The organism is Herbaspirillum sp. VT-16-41 (assembly GCF_001994935.1).
Classification (GTDB): domain Bacteria; phylum Pseudomonadota; class Gammaproteobacteria; order Burkholderiales; family Burkholderiaceae_D; genus Herbaspirillum; species Herbaspirillum frisingense.
The window spans coordinates 311162-326181 of the sequence record NZ_MUXB01000131.1; the positions used below are offsets into that span (position 1 = coordinate 311162).

The 15020-nt window shown below is 65.8% G+C and carries 8 protein-coding genes; 5 read left to right on the forward strand and 3 right to left on the reverse strand.

What is annotated here, in order from left to right:
- Window positions 1-20: 20 nt before the first annotated feature.
- Both atzF and BTM36_RS21170 read right to left on the reverse strand, forming a co-directional pair.
- Window positions 21-1877 (reverse strand): allophanate hydrolase, encoded by a 1857-nt coding sequence (atzF, locus tag BTM36_RS21165; RefSeq protein WP_254427058.1) that lies wholly within the window; start codon window positions 1875-1877, stop codon window positions 21-23.
- 261 nt (window positions 1878-2138) lie between these two features.
- The gene (locus BTM36_RS21170) at window positions 2139-2864 is read right to left on the reverse strand and encodes a 16S rRNA (uracil(1498)-N(3))-methyltransferase (RefSeq protein WP_006463141.1); all 726 of its coding nucleotides are present in this window, start codon (window positions 2862-2864) and stop codon (window positions 2139-2141) included.
- 215 nt (window positions 2865-3079) lie between these two features.
- On the opposite strand from BTM36_RS21170, the gene tkt reads away from it, so the two are divergent.
- The 4 genes from tkt to BTM36_RS21190 all read left to right on the forward strand — a co-directional run bounded on the left by tkt (window position 3080) and on the right by BTM36_RS21190 (window position 7538).
- Window positions 3080-5080, forward strand: coding sequence for a transketolase (gene tkt / locus BTM36_RS21175; RefSeq protein WP_368730707.1), 2001 nt, complete (start codon window positions 3080-3082; stop codon window positions 5078-5080).
- Between the two features lie 14 nt (window positions 5081-5094).
- Complete coding sequence (locus tag BTM36_RS21180; RefSeq protein WP_006463139.1) at window positions 5095-5622, forward strand: GNAT family N-acetyltransferase; 528 nt, start codon at window positions 5095-5097, stop codon at window positions 5620-5622.
- Between the two features lie 149 nt (window positions 5623-5771).
- The gene (gene gap / locus BTM36_RS21185; protein ID WP_077237813.1) at window positions 5772-6785 is read left to right on the forward strand and encodes a type I glyceraldehyde-3-phosphate dehydrogenase; all 1014 of its coding nucleotides are present in this window, start codon (window positions 5772-5774) and stop codon (window positions 6783-6785) included.
- A gap of 234 nt (window positions 6786-7019) precedes the next feature.
- Window positions 7020-7538 carry a hypothetical protein gene (locus BTM36_RS21190; protein WP_039875190.1) on the forward strand — a complete coding sequence of 173 codons (519 nt, stop codon included), beginning with the start codon at window positions 7020-7022 and terminating at the stop codon, window positions 7536-7538.
- A 91-nt stretch (window positions 7539-7629) separates the two neighbouring features.
- Here BTM36_RS21190 and glnE read toward each other — a convergent pair whose 3' ends face one another.
- Window positions 7630-10347 (reverse strand): bifunctional [glutamate--ammonia ligase]-adenylyl-L-tyrosine phosphorylase/[glutamate--ammonia-ligase] adenylyltransferase, encoded by a 2718-nt coding sequence (glnE, locus tag BTM36_RS21195; RefSeq protein ID WP_077237814.1) that lies wholly within the window; start codon window positions 10345-10347, stop codon window positions 7630-7632.
- Window positions 10348-10643: 296 nt separating this feature from the next.
- On the opposite strand from glnE, the gene BTM36_RS21200 reads away from it, so the two are divergent.
- On the forward strand, window positions 10644-14984 hold the full coding sequence (locus BTM36_RS21200) for a YhdP family protein (RefSeq protein ID WP_077237815.1): 4341 nt from the start codon (window positions 10644-10646) through the stop codon (window positions 14982-14984).
- Window positions 14985-15020 lie beyond the last annotated feature (36 nt).

The window sequence follows — 15020 nt, forward strand, 5'->3', positions numbered from 1 at the left end:
TGTCGGTCGTATCGGTGGTGTCAGTTCAGCGAATCGAGGTAGTGGACCCAGCCGCCGTGGTGGGTGATGTCGGTGGCGCCGGCAATGCCGGCCGGCTCGCAGATGAAGCCCTTGACGCTGCTGCCGTCGGCCAGCTCCACCGTGCCGATGCCCAGTGGCGCCGGAATGGCGGCCACGAAGCCGCCGAACTGGCGCAGCGGCATTTCCCACACTTCCACCGCGATGGCGGCGCCGTCGCCTTCGGTGCGGGCCAGGCCGGGTTTGGGCGGCGTGGTGCCGGCCAGGGCATACAGGCGGTACTGGGCGGCGGTGCGGGTGACGGCTACGCGGCGCGCCCCGGCTTCCAGCAATTGCCAGTTCAGGGGCTGGCCGGCGAGATGGGCACCGACCACGCAGACCTTGATGGTGCTTTCATTGAAGGGCAGCGGCGCGGCGGCAATCGCATCGGCCTGGGCGGCACCGCCCAGTTGCTGCTGCAGGCGCGCGCCGGCCTCGGCCAGCAGGTGGTCGGACCCGGCCGGGCCGATCAGGGTCACGCCGGCCGGCAGGCCGTCGCGCCGCCACACGCCAGGGATGGCCAGGGCCGCCATGTCCATCAGGTTGACGAAGTTGGTGTAGTAGCCCAGTTGCGAATTGCGCACCACCGGATCGGCCTGGACCTCGGCGATGGTGGGGAAGGTGGTGGTGGTCGGCACCAGCATCAGGTCGCTGCCATCGAGCAGGTCTTCGGCCTCGCGCCGCAGGTCGGCCAGACGGTACTGGGCATTGAAGGCATCCACCGCGTCGTAATTGTCCGACTGGGCGGTGATCTGATGCACCACCGGGTCGATGGCCTGCGGGTTTTCCAGGAAGAAGTCGCCCAGTGCGGCGCGGCGTTCGGCCACCCAGGGCCCCTGGTACAGCAGTTGCGCGGCATCGCTGAAGGGAGCGAAGGGAATGCGCGCCAGCGTCACGCCGGGCAGTGCCGCGATCTGCGCCAGGCTGCGCTCCCAGGCTTCCTGGGCGACCGTGTCGCCGTAGAACTCGCAGACATCAGGAATGGCGATGCGGTAGCCACGGCGTTTCACGCCCAGCATCGCCGGGCGGCGCGAATAGCCGTCCTCGGCGTCGTAGCCGGCGGCGCTGTGCAGCACGCGCCAAGCGTCGGCCACGTCGTGGGCGAAGATGGAAATGCAGTCCAGCGTGCGGCAGGCCGGCACCAGGCCACGTGCGCTGATGAGTCCCTTGGTCGGCTTGAGGCCCACCAGATGGTTGAAGGCGGCCGGCACGCGGCCCGAGCCGGCGGTATCGGTCCCCAGCGAAAACATCACCTGCCCCAGCGCCACGGCCACGGCCGAACCGGAACTGGACCCGCCCGAGACATACTGCGGCTTGATCGCATTGCGCACCGCGCCGTAGGGCGAGCGCACGCCCACCAGCCCGGTGGCGAACTGGTCGAGGTTGGTCTTGCCCACCAGCAGGGCGCCGGCGGCCTGCAGGCGCTGCACCACGGTAGCGCTCTCGCTGGCCAGGCGGCCGAATTCGGGGCAGGCGCCGGTGGTAGACATGTCGGCCACGTCGATGTTGTCCTTGACCGCGAAGGGGATGCCGAACAGCGGCATGGTCTCGAACACCGCCTCGCCCTTGATCTGCAGCATCAGGTCCAGCGCGGCGGCCTGCTGCTTGAGCTGCTTGGCCGGCACCCGGCTGATCCAGACCTCGTTGCGACCGGCGCTGTCGATGCGCGCCAGCAGATCGGCCACGATCTTGCCGGGGGTGCTGCGCCCCTCGCGGTAGGCGGCCAGGGTGGCGGCGATGGTGGGGATGTCCGTACCGGCGCTGGCGTGGATATCGGCGGCTTGGAAGGCAGCTTGTTGCGGGGTCTGGGTGGCGTTCATTTTGGATATTCAAACTTGAATACAAGATTGAATATCTTTAAGCAGAAGGCGTGCCAGGCCATCGTCAGGCGCTGCGGTGGAAGGGGAAAGTCAGGCAGGAAGCGGCTTTGCGGCGGAAATTGCCGCACGGCAGGATGTCATGGGAGCGACGGCGCAGCTTGTCGATGAGACAAATTGGTGAGGCCTGCGCCGTTTTTGCACCTCAAGTACGGCGGGTCTGCACGTTTAGGCGGCAGGTCGGCAGGTCGGGTCAGTCGGAGATTACAGTTCGCCCCATACCGCATTCAGGGCAGCCAGGGCGGCCAGCCCGGCGGTCTCGGTGCGCAGCACGCGGCTGCCCATGGACAACATCAGCGCGCCCTGGGCGCAGGCCAGGTTTTCTTCTTCCTCGCTGAAGCCACCTTCCGGGCCGACCACCAGCGTCACTGCCTGCGGTGGGTGATGGCGGGCCCAGCCGGAGAGCGGCTGCTCGCCGCGGGGCGAGAGCAGGATGCGCCGGTGCAGGTCGCTCTGGGCGATCCAGCGCTTGAAGTCGGTCACTTCGGCCAGATGCGGCAGGCGGTTGCGGCCACATTGTTCGGCGGCGGCGTGGATGATGCCTTGCCAGTGGGCCTGCTTCTTCTCGGCGCGTTCGCCCGAGAGCCGTACCACGCAACGTTGGGCGGCCAGCGGCTGGAGGGCGGTGGCGCCCAGTTCCACGGCTTTTTCGATGATCCAGTCCATCTTCGACCCTTCGGGCAGGGCCTGGGCCAGGGTCAGGCCATAGGGCAGCTCGGCTTCGCGGGGGGAGAAGGTCTTGGGTTCGGCGTGGGCGCGCTTCTTTTCGATGGCGGTCAGGCTGGCGGTGTATTCACCCCCTTCGCCATTGAAGAGGGTGATGGTGTCGCCCGGCTGCAGGCGTAGCACCTGCACGTGGTGGGCGATCTGCTCGGGCAGGACCACGGCCGAACCGATCGCCAGGGGGTGCGGGAAATAGAAACGAGGCATGGGGCAGGGTCCTGGGGGCGAGGAAGATCAAGAAAATGCAAGAAACATCGAAAAATCTTGTCAGACGATTCATAGGCCGACCCTGAATTTTAATCCCCCCGACGCACTCTGGTAAAATACGGCCCCGCGCTTGTCCCGGGTATTCCGGGCGGGCGCTTTGGCTTCAGAACCCGATTCATGCGCCAGTCGGCGCCTCCAGCACAGCACACACAGACATCGACATGATTTCCACTCTCCCCACCGACAAGATGGCCAACGCGATCCGCGCGCTGGCGATGGACGCAGTTCAGAAAGCCAATTCCGGTCACCCGGGCATGCCGATGGGGATGGCCGAAATCGCAGTCGCCCTGTGGGCCAAGCACTATCGCCACAATCCGGCCAATCCGCAGTGGGCCAACCGCGACCGTTTCGTGCTCTCCAACGGCCACGGCTCCATGCTGCAGTACGCGCTGCTGCACCTGACCGGCTACGACCTGTCGATGGACGACATCAAGAACTTCCGCCAGCTGCATTCCAAGACTGCCGGCCACCCCGAAGTGCACATCACCCCGGGCGTGGAAACCACCACCGGCCCGCTGGGCCAGGGCATCACCAATGCCGTGGGCATGGCGCTGGCCGAAAAGCTGCTGGCGGCCGAATTCAACAAGCCCGGCCTGTCCGTGGTCGATCATTACACCTACGCCTTCGTCGGCGATGGTTGCCTGATGGAAGGCATCTCGCACGAGGCCTGCTCGCTGGCGGGCGTGCTGAACCTGTCCAAGCTGATCGTGCTGTATGACGACAACGGCATCTCCATCGACGGCCACGTCGAAGGCTGGTTCAAGGACGACACCCCGAAGCGCTTCGAAGCCTACGGCTGGAACGTCATCCCGGCCGTGGACGGCCACAACGTCGAGGCGGTCAGCGCCGCCATCCACCAGGCCAAGCTGGCCGACAAGCCGACCCTGATCTGCTGCCGCACCGTCATCGGCAAGGGTTCGCCCAACCTGGCCGGCACCGACAAGGTCCACGGCGCCGCCCTGGGTGACAAGGAAATCGCCGCCGTGCGCGAAGCGCTGGGCTGGTCCGCCGCCCCCTTCGAGATCCCGGCCGATGTCTACGCCGCCTGGGATGCCAAGGCCACCGGTGCCGATTTCGAATCCAGCTGGAAGCAGACCTTCGATACCTACGCCGCCCAGTTCCCGGCCGAAGCCGCCGAACTGCTGCGCCGCCTGAAGGGCGAGCTGCCGGCCGCGTTCGAATCGACGGTGACCGCCTATATCAATTCCACGCTGGAAAAGAAGGAAACCATCGCCACCCGCAAGGCCAGCCAGAACGCCATCCAGGCCTATGCGCAGGCACTGCCGGAATTCCTGGGCGGCTCGGCCGACCTGACCGGCTCGAACCTGACCAACTGGAAGGAATCGGTGGCCGTGCGCGCCGACCAGCGCGGCAACCACATCAACTACGGTGTGCGCGAGTTCGGCATGAGCGCCATGATGAACGGTATCGCCCTGCATGGCGGCTACCTGCCCTTCGGCGCGACCTTCCTGACCTTCTCCGACTACAGCCGCAATGCCCTGCGCATGGCCGCGCTGATGAAGATCCGTTCGCTGTTCGTGTTCACCCACGACTCCATCGGCCTGGGCGAAGACGGCCCCACCCACCAGTCGGTGGAACACGTCTCCAGCCTGCGCCTGATCCCCAACCTGGACAACTGGCGTCCGTGCGACACCACCGAGACCGCCGTGGCTTGGGCCGAGTCGATCAAGCGCAACGATGGTCCCAGCACCCTGATCTTCTCGCGCCAGAACCTGCCCTTCCAGGAGCGTACCGACGCCCAGGTCAAGGACATCGCCCGTGGTGGCTACGTGCTGCGTGATGCGCCCAATGCCAAGGTGGTGCTGATCGCTACCGGTTCCGAAATCGAGCTGGCCACCAAGGCCGCCGATGCGCTGACCGCCGAAGGCATCGCCGTGCGTATCGTCTCGATGCCCTCGACCGACGTGTTCGACCGCCAGGATTCGGCCTACAAGGCATCGGTGCTGCCGCGTGGCATCCCGCGCGTGGCCATCGAGGCTGGCGTGACCGCCTTCTGGTACAAGTACGTGGGCCTGGAAGGCGCCGTGGTCGGTATCGACACCTTCGGTGAATCGGCACCGGCCGGCGTGCTGTTCAAGCACTTCGGCTTCACCGTCGAAAACGTGGTGGCCAAGGCCAAGGCAGTGCTGGCTTGAGCGCTACGCCAGCCATGAGCGAGCAGGTCCTGATCCGCCTTGCCCGCAAGGGTGATGCGGCGTCCATCGCCGGTGTGCGCATCGACGCCTGGCGTGCCAGCTATCGCGGCCTGGTGCCGGACAGCTACCTCGACCATTTGAAGCCCGAGGAAAGCGTCAAGCTGTGGGAACAGGTACTGGAAGCCTCCTCGGATGCGGCCTGTACCTTCGTGGCCGAGAGCGGTGGCGAGATCATCGGTTTTGCCTCCGGCATGACGCTGGCCGAAGCCCGCTTCGGCTGCGATGCCGAGCTGACCGCGATCTGCGTGCTGCCCGATGAACAGCGCCGTGGCCTGGGCAAGCGCCTGCTGGCCAATGTCGCGGCCACCCTCATCAGCGCCGGCGCGACCGGCCTGATGGCGTGGGTATTGAGCAAGAACGAAGGCGCCGGGGAATTTTTCGAGTCGCTGGGGGCCGAAAGGCTTTATGAACAAACCTTCACCTGGGATGATGGCAGTGAACTGGACGAAATCGGTTTCGTCTGGCGCCAGCTGAAGTCCTGAGCGTGGATGCGGTAAGAACAAGAACGGCAGGAAGGCCGGAAAAGACGGAACCATGGCCGGGCCAGTGCGCCGCAAGGGCGTAGGCTGACGGGCAGGTCGCTTTACCGGCTATCGGTTTGCATCGATTTTTACTACTTGAGGAGAACAGCATGACCATTCGCGTAGCAATCAACGGTTATGGCCGTATCGGCCGCAATATCCTGCGCGCCCACTACGAAGGCGGCAAGAAGCACGATATCGAAATCGTCGCCATCAACGACCTGGGCGATCCGAAGACCAATGCCCACCTGACCCAGTACGACACCGCCCACGGCAAGTTCCCCGGCACCGTGACCGTCGATGGCGATTCCATCGTCGTCAACGGCGACCGCATCAAGGTGCTGGCCCAGCGCAATCCGGCCGAGCTGCCCTGGGGCGAGCTGGGTGTGGACGTGGTGCTGGAATGCACCGGCTTCTTCACCACCAAGGAAAAGGCCAGCGCCCACATCAAGGGCGGCGCCAAGAAGGTGATCATCTCCGCTCCGGGCGGCAAGGACGTGGACGCCACCGTCGTCTTCGGCGTGAACCACCAGGTGCTGAAGGCGTCCGACACCGTCATCTCCAACGCCTCCTGCACCACCAACTGCCTGGCACCGCTGGTGCAGCCGCTGCACGAAAAGATCGGCCTGGAAACCGGCCTGATGACCACCATCCACGCCTACACCAACGACCAGGTGCTGACCGACGTGTATCACGAAGACCTGCGTCGCGCCCGTTCGGCCACCCAGTCCATGATCCCGACCAAGACCGGCGCTGCTGCCGCGGTCGGCCTGGTGCTGCCGGAACTGAACGGCAAGCTGGACGGTTTCGCCATCCGCGTGCCGACCATCAACGTCTCGCTGGTGGACCTGTCCTTCGTGGCCTCGCGCGACACCACCGTGGATGAAGTCAATGCCGTCCTGAAGGCCGCTGCCGAAGCCGGTCCGCTCAAGGGCATCCTGACCTACAACACCGAGCCGCTGGTGTCGGTGGACTTCAACCACAACCCGGCATCGTCCAACTTCGACGCCACCCTGACCAAGGTCTCCGGCCGTCTGGTGAAGGTGTCGTCCTGGTACGACAACGAGTGGGGCTTCTCCAACCGCATGCTGGACACGACCGTCGCCCTGGCGACCGCCAAGTAAGACGTGTTAAGACGTACCGGCCGGGGTTCCCTGGCCGGGAGCGTCAATTTCAGGGCTGTTTCGGCTTCTTTTCCTCGTATGCAAGCCTGCTTGCCGAGGTGAAAATAGACGGATCAGCCTGCAAAAGGATCAGAAGGCTGTTGCGAGCGTCGCTTGCAATGGCCTTTTGTCCGTTTGCCGCCAAGGGCCGCAGGCCCGTCAACAACAAGAGCAACCGACCCAACGAGGGAACGCATGTCAGCAAGCTCATCCCAGGCCCGTCGCCTGTTGGCCAACCTGGCCTTGATATCCGCCGTCAGCCTGTCGCTGTCCGCGTGCGACTATGTCAGCAGCTTCACCAAGCCCAAGCAGACCCCGGAAGAGGCCAAGGCCGAGGGTATCGCGCTGGGCGCCGGCTGCCGCCAGGCCGGCCAGAGCCTGGAAGACTGCTACCAGCGCAATCCCGATGCCCTGAAGGCCGGCATCTTCACCGGCTGGAAGGACATGCACGAATACATGGCGGCCAAGGGCATCCAGACCGTGACGCCGCCGGCGCCGGCACCCGCGGCCGATGCGGCCAAGGATGACGCCAAGGGAAAAGATGGGAAGGACAAGGATGCCAAGGACAGCGATCGCAGCAGCCGTGCCCGCGAACGTGATGCCAATCGCGACAACGCCCGCTCGCGTGACCGCGAAAGCTCCTCGTCCTCCCGCGACAGCAGCACGAGCGATCGCCGCGCCAGCCGCGAAGACAAACAGCCACCCAAGTACTGATCTTCACCTGGCGATCAGTTCGCCATCAGGAAAAAGGGATGCACCGGCCGGTGCATCCCTTTTTTTTCACTTTTGCGCCGACATGGCCATTTCAACCGAACACCTGCTGCCACAGCCGGATCACGCAGGCACGTTCATGCTCCACGCGGATGGCGTCGATATGCGCCCGGTCCGAACCCTGTAGCCGGATCTGGTGCTGCAGCTTGCGGAAGAGACGATAGGCGTTGGCTGCCTCGTCGGCCATGAGGGCATCGATCAGCCCGAGCTGCGCCGCCAGCTTCAACAGCGCGATGTTGCCGATGTCGCCGGTCAGCTGCGGGTGGTCGCAGGCATGGCGCAGGACCAGGTACTGCACCATGAATTCGATGTCGATCATGCCGCCCTCGTCGTGCTTGAGGTCGAACATCATGCTGCGGTTGGGATGGGCGTCGCGCATGCGGCGCCGCATGGAAAGCACTTCCTCTTCCAGCTTGTCGGCGTCGCGCGGCTGGCGCAGCACGCGCTCGCGCAGCGCCTCGAAACGTTCGCCGATGGCGCTGTCGCCGGCACAGAAACGGGCGCGGGTGAGGGCCTGGTGTTCCCAGATCCAGGCGGCGTTGAGCTGGTATTTCTCGAACGCCGACAGGGGCGACACCAGCAGGCCGCTGGCGCCGTCCGGGCGCAGGGCGATGTCGATGTCGAACAGGGTGCCGGCCGGGGTGTGGCTGGTCATCCAGGTGATGAAGCGCTGCGCCAGCTTGGCGTAGAGGGCCGGGGCTTCCTGGTCGTCATCGTCGTAGAGGAAGACCACGTCCAGGTCCGAGGCATAGCCCAGTTCCTTGCCGCCCAGCTTGCCGTAGGCGATCACGGCGAACTGCGGGACCTCGCGGTGGCGCTGGGTGATAGTGCCCCAGACCGCTTCGATGGTCACCTGCACCAGTACGTCGGCCAGGGCGGAGAGTTCATCGGCCAGCTTTTCCACCGACAGGTCGCCTTCCAGATCCTGTGCCAGCAGGCGGAACTGTTCGGCATGGTGCAGTTCGCGCAGGATATCGAGCTGGCGTTCGGTGTCGCCTTCGGCCGTGGCCAGCTGGCGCCGGCAGTTGTCGGAGAAGGCGGCCCAGTCGGAGGCGGCCTTGAGGTTGCGGTCGTCCAGCAGTTCGTCCAGCAGCAGGGGGTGACGCGTCAGGTAGGTGGCGGCCCAGCCGCTGGCGCCGATCATGCGCACCAGGCGCTGCAGGGCGTAGGGATATTCGGTCAGGAGTGCCAGATAGGCGGCGCGGCGGGCAATGGCTTCAAGGAAATCCAGCAGCCGTCCCAGGGCCGGCAGTTCGTCGTAGTGCAGTGCCGCCAGCAGCGGCAGGCAGTTGTTGATGACCGTATTGAGCCGGTTGCGGCTGGCCTCGGGCAGGCTCTGCATGCGCGGCGATTGCCAAGTCAGGTGCAGGCGCCGGGCACCGTCCTCGACGTCGTCTTCCGGGAAGCCGACCAGGCGCAGGGCGTCGGCCAGGCCTTCCAGGTTGTCGTTCTCGCTCACGCTCACGGCCGGGCCATCGGCTTCGCTTTCGCCGGACTGCTTGTCGGCGAAGATGGCGTCGAACTGGGCGGCGACGATGGCGCGCTGGCCTTCCAGCTCATGCAGCAGGGCCGCGCTGTCCGGGTAGCCCATCATCTGCGCCACCAGCAGCAGGTCGTCGGGATTGACGGGCAGGGTGTGGGTCTGGGCGTCTTCCAGGTATTGCAGGCGGTGTTCGAGGTCACGCAGGAAGCTGTAGGCGTCCAGTAGTTGCTGCACCACCTCGGGCGCCAGCAGTTCCTTGGCGGCCAGGGTGCGCAGGGTGATGCGAGTGGAGCGGTCGCGCAGTTCCACGTCGCGCCCGCCCCGGATCAGCTGGAACACCTGGCTGGTGAACTCGATCTCGCGAATGCCGCCCCGACCCAGCTTGACGTTGTTGCTGCGGTCCGGGTGCAGGGCCTCCTGGCGCTTGACCTCGGCGCGGATCTGGCCGTGCATGGAGCGCAGGGCGTCGATGGAGCCGAAGTCCAGGTAGCGGCGGAAGATGAAGGGGCGGCTGATCGCCTCCAGGGTGGCGATATCCTCCGGTGTGCCGGTCAGGGCGCGGGCCTTGGTCCAGGCATAGCGCTCCCACTCGCGGCCCTGGCGCACCAGGTATTCCTCGACCATGTTGAAGCTGGCCACCAGCGGGCCGGAGTTGCCGTTGGGGCGCAGCGCCATGTCGACCCGGAAGGTGAAGCCGTCTTCGGTGATCTCGGCCAGGGCGCCGATGAGTTTCTTGCCCAGGCGCACGAAGAACTCATGGTTGGACAGCGACTTCTGGCCGGCTTCGGCCCGGGTGTCGCCGTCTTCCGGATAGACGAAGATGAGGTCGATGTCGGAGGACACGTTGAGTTCGCCCCCGCCCAGCTTGCCCATGCCCAGCACGATCATTTCCTGCGGGCGGCCGGACTCCTCGCCGATGGGCTGGCCGTAGAGGGCGGTCTGTTCCTGCATCAGCGCGGCCAGATGGGTCTGCACGGCAAAATCGGCAAAGCCGGTCATGGTTGCCACCACTTCGGCCAGGTCGGCGCGGCCGTCGAGGTCGCGCGTGATCAGGGCGCAGATGATCAGGTTGCGCAGGCGCCGCATGGCCGCCGGCAGCGCCAGGCCGGCGTCGAGGTCGGCCTGCAGGCGCTGCTGCATGCCGGCACGGTCCATGGGCTGGGCGGCGGCGGCCAGGACCAGGGCCGGGCGGGCGGCGTCGGCCTGGGTCCAGCGGGTGTAGTAGCGGGAGGTGGTGGCGTCGACCAGGGATCGTTGATGAACAGGCATAGGGGACCGCAAAGCTCCACGACAGGATGTGAAAACACGATGGTGTAAAGGAGGGCAAACCGTCGTTAAGGCAATTCAATTGCACTTCAGCAGGCCGCCCTGTCGACCGATAGTGTAGGCAGGACTGACAGCGGGCTGACGGTTTCGCACGATAACGGGGATTCTAGCCTTCCTTTTTAAACTTATCGGACATTTTGCCCCTCATACGTCCTTGGCACGGATGGCATGGCCTGGTTTTCCATGCGATCATGTCGCCTGCCCGATTTTCTCCCATACCGAGCTGCCTTTGCATCCTGATGTCCCACGAAAAACATAACGCCGCACCGAAGCCTGGCCGTTGGGCGCTGTGCTGGCGAGTTGCGCGGGGCAGCTACATTCACCTGAACCGGGCCAGCCACCATGTGCTGGGTTTCACCCTCAAGCTGCTGCTGGCGGCCTACTTCGTCTTTTGCGCGCTGTTCCTGGTGCTGCGCTATGCGGTGCTGCCCGAGATCGGCCACTACAAGCCGCGCATCGAACATCTGGTGTCGGCCCAGATCGGGCGCGCGGTCAGCATCGAGGCCATCGACGCTTCCTGGAGCGGCCTGCGCCCGCAGCTTTCCCTGTCCAATATCACCGTGCATGACCAGCAGGGCGAGGCCGCGCTGACCTTGCCGCGGGTATCGACCACCTTGTCCTGGAGCAGCGTGCTGGTGGCGGCGCTGCGGGTGGAAAACCTGAGCATCGAGGGCGCCGATCTGGCGATCCGCCGCGATGCCGCCGGCAAGCTCTTCGTGGCCGGCATCCCGGTGCCCACGGGGGGTGACGGCAGTACGCTGGATTGGCTGCTGTCACAGCGCGAGATCGTGATCCGTCACAGCAAGCTGCGCTGGGATGACGAAATGCGCAAGGCGCCCGAGCTGGCGCTGGAAGACGTCAACCTGATCCTGCACAACCGCTGGCTGCGCCACCGCCTGTCCTTGCGCGCCAATCCGCCGCAGGAGACCTCGGCGCCGCTCGATGTCAGGGCCGATTTCAGTCATCCGGCCTTTGCCCGCAGTTCCGAGATCACGCGCTGGAAGGGCGTGCTGTATGCCGACCTGCGCAATACCGACCTGGCGGTCTGGCGCGCCTGGGTGGACTACCCGATCGCCATCAACAGCGGTCGCGGTTCGGTGCGGGCCTGGCTCACGCTGGACCATGCCAAGGTCGCCAATTTCACCGCCGACCTGAGCCTGGCCGATTTCAACGCCCAGTTGTCGCGCCAGCTGGAGCCCCTCTCGCTCAAGCGCGTCAATGGCCGCATCTCGGCCAGCGAAACCCTGGGCGCCGGCCAGCAGGACGGTGTACCCACCTTCGGTGCCAACGGCCACCAGGTGACCCTCACCGATTTCTCGATAGAAACCCCGGACGGCTTCGTCCTGCCGCCGACCTCGATCACCGAGAGCTACGAGCCGGCCACCCCGCTCAAGGCCGAGCGCACCAGTGTCAAGGCCACCTACCTGAACCTGCAGACGCTGTCGCAACTGGCGACCCGGCTGCCGCTGGCACCCTCGCAGCGCAAGTTGCTGGACGACCTGGCGCCACGCGGAGAACTGAACGATTTCACCGTGCAGTGGCAGGGCAGTTATCCGGAACTGAGTTCCTACCGGGTACAGGGACGTTTCAAGGGCCTGGGCATGAAGGGCCTGGCGGCCCATGTGGAGCCGCGCAAGAATCCGGCCCAGCAGGCGCGCGCCCAGTGGGCGGGCTTCCCGGGCTTCAGCAACCTGAGCGGCGAGATCGATGCCACCGAAAAGGGCGGCTCGGTCAAGGTGGATACGCAGCAGCTGGTGGTCGATCTGCCCGCCGACATGTTCGCCGAGCCCAGCATGCCCTTCGATACCCTGAAGCTTCAGGCGCACTGGCAATATCTGAAGGATCAGACACTGCAGGTGGATCTGGACCAGATGCAGTTCAGTCAGCCCGGCGTGGCCGGCAGCCTGTCCGGTCGCCATCTGCTGCCCTTGCAGGGCAAGTCGGCGGGTACCCTGGACGTGGCCGGCGAGATCAGCAGCTTCGACGTCAAGGCGATCCGGCGCTATCTGCCGCAGCACATGAGCGAACCCCTGCGACGCTGGCTGACCGAGGGGCTGATGGCGGGCAACCTGCATGATGTGCAGTTCAAGCTCAAGGGCGCGCTGGCTGATTTCCCGTTCCATACCGCCAAGCCTGGCGAGCAGCCCAAGGGCCAGTTCCAGCTGAGTGGCGACTTCGAGGGGCTCAAGCTGAATTACACCCCGGGCCATCTCGGGCGTGACGGCAAGGAACCCGAGTGGCCCTTGCTGGAAGAGGGGCGTGGGCGCCTGAGCATCGACCGCACGCGCCTGGAGATCAAGGCCGAGAGCGCCCGCAGCCTGGGCGCGCGGCTGGGGCCGGTGACGGCGCGGGTGGCCGATGTCGATTCGCACGAAGCCACGCTGGAAATCGATGGCGTGGCCAATGGTCCGATGCCGGCCTTCCTGCAGTACGTGAACCAGAGCCCGGTGGCGCGCTGGACCGGCAATGTCATGGAGCACAGCAGTGCCACCGGTGAGGCCAGGCTGGACCTGAAATTCCAGATGCCGCTGAACCATGCCATCGACACCCGCGCCCAGGGTGCCTTCCACTTCGCCAACAACGACGTCGACCTGCTGCCGGACCTGCCGGTGCTGTATCGGACCACCGGCAAGGTGGAATTCAACGAACGCGGTTTCACCCTCAACGGCGTGCGCGGCCAGTTCCTGGGCGACAGCCTGGCCATCAGCGGCGGCACCCAGAAGGATGGCAGCAGCCAGGTGCGGCTGGAGGGCGCGGTCAATGTCGAGGCGCTGCGCAGGCAATATACCGAGCCCTCGCTGCAGCGCCTGCTGGCACGCCTGTCGGGGAGCGCCCGCTATACCGCCACGGTGCAGGTGCGGCAGCGCCAGCCCGAGGTCAGCATCGAATCCAACCTGGCCGGGCTGGGGCTGGACTTGCCGGCACCCTTGCGCAAGGGCGCACAGGACGTTCTGCCGTTGCGGGTGGACCTGCTGCCCCTGGCCTCGCCCGATCCGCTGATCGAGCGCGAGGAATTGCGCGTCTCGCTCGGGCAGAACATCAGCACGCGCCATGTGCGCGAACGGGTGGTGGCCAGTGGTGGCAATTGGCGCGTTGCCAGTGGCGGCATCGGCTGGAACCAGCCGGCGCCGACGCCGCCGTCCGGACTCAAGCTGGCGCTGGCGACCGACAGCCTGGACCTGGATGCCTGGCTGGCCCTGAAGAACGACCTGGTCGGCAAGGGCAGCAGCAGCCCGGCAGCCAGCTCGGCGGGGCGCCTGGCCAGCGATGATGTGACGCAGTACCTGCAGCCGGACAATGTCTCGGCCCGGGTGGGCGAGCTCAGGCTGATGGGCAAGAAACTCAACAAGCTGATCCTGGAGGCGACGCATCGCCGCAATGCCTGGCAGATGAACCTGGAGTCGCAACAGGCGGCCGGCACCGTCACCTGGGACGAACCCACCGGCGGCAAGGGCGCGGGCAAGGTGACGGCGCGCCTGTCGTCGCTGGTCATTCCCAAGTCCAGCCCATCGGCCGAGGCGGCACAGGCGGCACAAGCGGCACAGGCAGCACAGGCAGCCCAGGCGGCCCAGCCCCAGCCCGACAGCAGCGACGACAATGTGCAGATGCCGGCCCTGGACATCCGCGCCGACCAGTTCGAGCTGGGAGACAAGAAGTTGGGCCGACTGGAGCTCGATGCCAGCAACATCGTCACCTCGGTGGGGCGCGAATGGCGCATCAGCCGGCTGCTGCTGGCCAATCCCGATGCGCAGTTCCGCGCCGCCGGCAACTGGCTCAGCTTCGGCAGCAACCATACCTCCAACTTCACCTATGCACTGGACGTCGAGGACGCCGGCAAGCTGCTGGAACGCTTCGGGTATCCCGGTACCATCCGCGGCGGTCGCGGCAAGCTGGATGGCGACCTGAGCTGGAAGGCGCCGCCCTATGCCATGGACATGGCCAGCCTGGGCGGCCAGGTCCACATGGATGTGCATTCGGGCCAGTTCCTGAAGGTCGATCCGGGCGCGGCCAAGCTGCTGGGCGTGCTCAACCTGCAGGCGTTGCCGCGCCGACTGACGCTGGACTTCCGCGACGTCTTCTCGGAAGGCTTTGCCTTCGATACGGTGGCCGGCACCGCCAGCATCGCTCGCGGCATCGCCACCACTGACAATCTCAAGATGGCCGGCGTGACGGCCTCGGTGCTGATGAGCGGCTCGGCCGACATCGCCCGCGAAACCCAGGACCTGCATGTGGTGGTGATCCCCGAGATCAACCTGGGCACGGCCTCGGTGGTGGCCATGGCGGTCAACCCGGTGGTGGGCGTGAGTACCTTGCTGGCACAGCTGTTCCTGCGCAATCCGGTGATGAAGTCGCTCAGTTTCGAATACAAGGTGACCGGGCCGTGGAGCGACCCCATCGTGGTCAAGCAGGGGCAGGTGTCGCCGGTGGACGCCGAGCGCGCCAAGGAAGTGCTGCAGAAGGGCCGGGACGACAAAGAGCAGTCCCCACCGGCCAATAATCTGCCCCCGGCACCGGCGGTGGCCCCTGCCTCCCCGCGTCGTCAGCCTGCGCCCGGCCCGGCCATCAATTCAGGTGCCTGAACCCGATCGGTGACGCCTGCAGATAGTCGCGGGATG

Coding starts and splice junctions, on each gene's coding strand:
- atzF (WP_254427058.1), bottom strand. CDS start 1,877: ATGAACGCCACCCAGACCCCGCAACAAGCTGCCTTCCAAGCCGCCGAT.
- BTM36_RS21170 (WP_006463141.1), bottom strand. CDS start 2,864: ATGCCTCGTTTCTATTTCCCGCACCCCCTGGCGATCGGTTCGGCCGTG.
- BTM36_RS21180 (WP_006463139.1), top strand. CDS start 5,095: ATGAGCGAGCAGGTCCTGATCCGCCTTGCCCGCAAGGGTGATGCGGCG.
- gap (WP_077237813.1), top strand. CDS start 5,772: ATGACCATTCGCGTAGCAATCAACGGTTATGGCCGTATCGGCCGCAAT.
- BTM36_RS21190 (WP_039875190.1), top strand. CDS start 7,020: ATGTCAGCAAGCTCATCCCAGGCCCGTCGCCTGTTGGCCAACCTGGCC.
- glnE (WP_077237814.1), bottom strand. CDS start 10,347: ATGCCTGTTCATCAACGATCCCTGGTCGACGCCACCACCTCCCGCTAC.
- BTM36_RS21200 (WP_077237815.1), top strand. CDS start 10,644: ATGTCCCACGAAAAACATAACGCCGCACCGAAGCCTGGCCGTTGGGCG.